Below are 4,275 nucleotides of genomic sequence, written 5' to 3'. Positions count from 1 at the left end.
CGCAGGTGCCCTTTGCCACGCCTGACGAGATCAACGCCGCCGTGGCCTCGGCCAAAGCCGCGTTCAAGACCTGGAAGAGCACCCCGCTGGCGGCCCGCATGCGCATCATGCTGCGCTTCCAGGCCCTGATCCGCGAAAACCTGCCTCGCATCGCCGCCGTGCTCACCAACGAACAAGGCAAGACCCTGGCCGATGCCGAAGGCGACATCATCCGTGGCCTGGAGGTGGTGGAGCACGCCTGCTCGATCGGCAGCCTGCAGATGGGCGAGTTCGCCGAGAACGTGGCCGGTGGTGTGGACACCTACACGCTGCGCCAGCCTATCGGCGTGTGTGCCGGCATCACCCCCTTCAACTTCCCCGCCATGATCCCGCTGTGGATGTTCCCCATGGCCATCGCCTGCGGCAACACCTTCGTGCTCAAGCCTTCCGAGCAGGACCCCATGTCCACGATGGAGCTGGTGGCGCTGGCCCTGCAAGCCGGTGTGCCGGCCGGCGTGCTCAATGTGGTGCACGGTGGCAAGGAGGTGGTGGACGCCATCTGCACGCACCCGGACATCGTGGCCGTGTCCTTCGTGGGCTCGACCGAAGTCGGCACGCACGTCTACAACCTGGCGGGCCAGCATGGCAAGCGTGTGCAATCCATGATGGGGGCCAAGAACCATGCGGTGATCATGCCGGACGCCAACAAGGAACACACGCTCAACGCCTTGGTCGGTGCAGCCTTCGGGGCGGCCGGCCAGCGCTGCATGGCCACCTCGGTGGGCGTGTTCGTCGGTGCCGCCAAGGACTGGCTGCCCGATGTGGTGGCGCGCGCCAGGCTGCTCAAGGTCAATGCCGGTGTGCAACCCGGCACCGATGTGGGCCCGGTGATCTCGCCACGCGCCAAGGCCCGTGTGGAGTCGCTGATCGCCAGCGGTGTGGCCGAAGGCGCCGAGCTGCTGCTCGATGGCCGTGGCATCAGCGTACCCGGCTACGAGCGTGGCAACTTCGTGGGCCCCACCGTGTTCGGCGGCGTCAAGGCCCACATGCAGATCTACACGCAAGAGATCTTTGGTCCCGTGCTGATCACGCTGAACGTAGCCACACTGGACGAGGCCATTGCCCTCATCAATGCCAACCCGTTCGGCAACGGCGTGGGCCTGTTCACGCAAAGCGGCGCGGTAGCACGCAAGTTCCAGAGCGAGATCGATGTGGGCCAGGTGGGCATCAACGTGCCCATCCCCGTGCCTGTGCCCTTCTTCAGCTTCACGGGCTCACGCGGCTCCAAGCTGGGTGATCTGGGCCCCTACGGCAAGCAGGTCGTGCAGTTCTATACGCAGACCAAAACCGTGACCGCCCGCTGGTTCGATGACAACACCGTCAACACGGGTGTCAACACCACCATCAGCCTGCGCTGAAGCGCCCGAGGAGACCGCACATGAACATCGCCTTCATCGGACTGGGCAATATGGGTGGCCCCATGGCCCGCAACCTCGTCAAGGCCGGCCACGCCGTGACCGTGTTCGACCTGAACCAGGAGGCCGTGGCCACACTGGTCGGCGAGGGCGCGCGCACAGCCGGCACGCCTGCCGAGGCCGCACGCGAAGCTGGCTTCGTGCTGACCATGTTGCCCGCAGCCGCCCATGTGGAGGCGGTGCTCACGGGCCCGCAAGGTGTGCTCACGGGCGTGCCCAAGGGTGTCCCCATCGTGGACTGCAGCACCATCGACCCGGCCACCGCGCGCCGTCTGGCCGAGAAGGCCGCAGCCCACGGCAACCCGTTTGCCGACGCGCCCGTGTCAGGTGGCACAGGCGGCGCGGCAGCCGGCACGCTGACCTTCATGGTCGGCGCCGATGATGCCTTGTTCAAACAGGCTCAAACCGTTCTGCAGGCCATGGGCAAGAACATCGTGCACTGCGGCGGCGTGGGCACGGGCCAGGTGGCCAAAATCTGCAACAACCTGCTGCTGGCGATCTCGATGATCGGCGTGTCCGAAGCCATGTCCCTCGGCACCTCGCTGGGCATCGATCCCCAGGTGCTGGCCGGCATCATCAACACCTCGACGGGCCGCTGCTGGAGCGCTGACACCTACAACCCCTATCCCGGCATCATCGAAACTGCGCCCGCCTCGCGTGGCTACACCGGCGGCTTTGGCGTCGACCTGATGCTCAAGGACCTGGGCCTGGCCACCGATGCCGCCAAAGGCGCAAAGCACCCGCTGATGCTGGGCGCACTGGCCCAACAGCTCTATCAGATGTGGAGCCAGCAAGGCCAAGGCAAGCTGGACTTCTCATCCATCATCCGCTTGTACGAATCGCCCCAGTAAGGCCCATGGCGCCATCATGGCCATGTGACTTTTGGACAATGCCTGCTTGAGACACGCCCGACATAATGCGCCGCATCGTCGGGCCGCTTTGGCGCGACTCCACTCAAGCACGGGATCACATCATGGCACTGACTATCTGGGGTATGAAGCGCACGGACAAGATGGGCGTCATGGACAGTGATGACTTCCTCGCCTTCGTCGTGAGCAAGGTAGGCCAAGGCAGCGTCACCTGGGTCAAAAATGTGAACAAGGCTTTCGAGGCCATCTCCAACCACGTGGGCGAAACCGGCGCCAACGACAAGTTCCCCTACAAGAGCTCGGGCGTATGCCATGTGTCCGAGGGCAAGCGCAGCAGCACTGAGGGCGTGAGCGTGTTCTTCACGGCCAAGGGCGGCCAGCTCGCCAACATCATCGGCGTCGGCCATCACATCGGCTCGGCGTCCTACGAACTGGAATGGCAGGTAGACGGCTGGGACACCCAGAGCAAGAGCATCACGCTCTGATTTAAACGGGGCTGGGGCTCAGTTCGCCATCTGCGCCCACACCCAGCACCTCCACCACGCGGCGGATATAGGCTTCGAAGTCGGCCACCGGCACGGGCTTGCTGTAGAGGTAGCCTTGGAAGTGGTGGCAGCCGATCGAGGTCAGGAAATTACGCTGGCCTTCGGTCTCCACCCCTTCGGCAATCACCTCCAGGCCCAGGTTCTGGCCCAGGCTGACCACCGTGTTGGCAATCGCCGCATCGTTGGCATTGCTCAGCAGGTCACGCACAAAGGCCTGATCGATTTTGAGCTGGTCCAGCGGCAGGCGCTTGAGGTAAGCCAGCGATGAGAAGCCGGTACCGAAGTCGTCCAGCGAGAAGCTCACACCGCGCGCGCGCAAGGCGTCCATCTTGCCGATGATGTCGTCCAGGTCATTGGCCAGCATGCTCTCGGTCAGCTCCAGCTTGAGCCGGCTGGGATCAATCCCACAACGCTCGATGATGCTGCTGACTTCGGCCACGAAGTCGGGTTGGCGGAACTGTCTGGCGCTCACGTTGACAGACACCTTCAGCGCCGCCGTGGCCGGGCTGCGCGCCCAGATCGCCAGTTGTGTGCAGGCCTGGCGCATCACCCACTCGCCCAGCGGCAGGATGAGGCCGGTCTCTTCTGCCAGCGGAATGAAGTCGCCTGGCGGCACCATGCCATGGCGCGGGTGCTTCCAGCGCACCAGGGCCTCAGCTCCAATCACGCGGCCATCCACGCTCACTTGAGGTTGGTAGTACAGAACGAACTGCCCTTCCACCAAAGCCGTGCGCAGGTCGTTTTCGAGTGCGTTGTGCGCGCTCACGTCGGCCTGCATCACCTGCAAGGCCATGTAGAGCGTGGCCATGGCAAAGAAATCATTGCCCCAGGTGTTCAAGGCGCGAACGTCGTCTGGCTGAACATACGCAGAGTGGTAGCCCACCAGTCCCGGCAGATCAAACACCACGTAGGCCACAAAGCAGGCCCCGGTCACCCCATGGCGCAACCAGGGGCTGTTACCCCGCAGCAGCATGAACGCACACGCCCCCACGGCCGGAAAGAGATGGTGGGTGGAGCGCGGGACGGCGGGCGAGGGCACATCCAGCAACACGCATATGCCCACCAGGGTGATGAACACGGTGGCCACCACCAGCAGACCAGCTTCATGCACCCGCCCACGGCGAGCCATGATTCCCCCTCCGACGCCCGTCACGGCAAGCCACAACTCCATGGGCACGGCCAGCCATTGATCGCGCAGGGCAAACATGAGCGCCCAACCCAGGCCGGCGGTGATCAGGAAACCGCAGCCGATCAACACCATCAGCTCAATGCGGCGCTGATGTTTGGCACTCGGGCTGCGCCACGTGCTGGCACTGCTTTGCTTGCTCGGCGAACCCTTGGATGGACCCTGAGGCGGCGACATGAGTGGCGATGGTTGGACAGCTCTTGATCGATCCAGTATCCAGG

4 protein-coding genes are annotated in these 4,275 nt (G+C 64.2%); 3 read left to right on the top strand and 1 reads right to left on the bottom strand.

The genetic code is table 11. The features are described 5' to 3' along the window. The 3 genes from EPO09_RS01075 to EPO09_RS01065 form a co-directional block, all read left to right on the top strand. Positions 1–1,397: CoA-acylating methylmalonate-semialdehyde dehydrogenase (locus EPO09_RS01075; protein WP_290639316.1), on the top strand; the 1,397-nt coding region annotated here is incomplete at its 5' end. 20 nt (positions 1,398–1,417) lie between these two features. After that, positions 1,418–2,305, top strand: coding sequence for a 3-hydroxyisobutyrate dehydrogenase (gene mmsB, locus EPO09_RS01070; RefSeq protein WP_290639314.1), 888 nt, complete (start codon positions 1,418–1,420; stop codon positions 2,303–2,305). Between the two features lie 122 nt (positions 2,306–2,427). Beyond that, positions 2,428–2,808, top strand: a complete 381-nt coding sequence (locus tag EPO09_RS01065) for a hypothetical protein (protein ID WP_290639312.1) — start codon at positions 2,428–2,430, stop codon at positions 2,806–2,808. Between the two features lies 1 nt (position 2,809). Here the strand turns inward: EPO09_RS01065 and EPO09_RS22310 are convergent, their stop codons facing one another. After that, entirely contained in the window at positions 2,810–4,231 is a 1,422-nt protein-coding gene (locus tag EPO09_RS22310; protein WP_367200033.1) for a putative bifunctional diguanylate cyclase/phosphodiesterase, read from the bottom strand. Between the last annotated feature and the right edge of the window lie 44 nt (positions 4,232–4,275).

This window comes from Aquabacterium sp. (assembly GCF_004297345.1).
GTDB lineage: Bacteria > Pseudomonadota > Gammaproteobacteria > Burkholderiales > Burkholderiaceae_C > Aquabacterium.
This window is presented reverse-complemented; position numbering and strand designations above follow the sequence as displayed.

Coding starts and splice junctions, on each gene's coding strand:
- mmsB (WP_290639314.1), top strand. CDS start 1,418: ATGAACATCGCCTTCATCGGACTGGGCAATATGGGTGGCCCCATGGCC.
- EPO09_RS01065 (WP_290639312.1), top strand. CDS start 2,428: ATGGCACTGACTATCTGGGGTATGAAGCGCACGGACAAGATGGGCGTC.
- EPO09_RS22310 (WP_367200033.1), bottom strand. CDS start 4,231: ATGTCGCCGCCTCAGGGTCCATCCAAGGGTTCGCCGAGCAAGCAAAGC.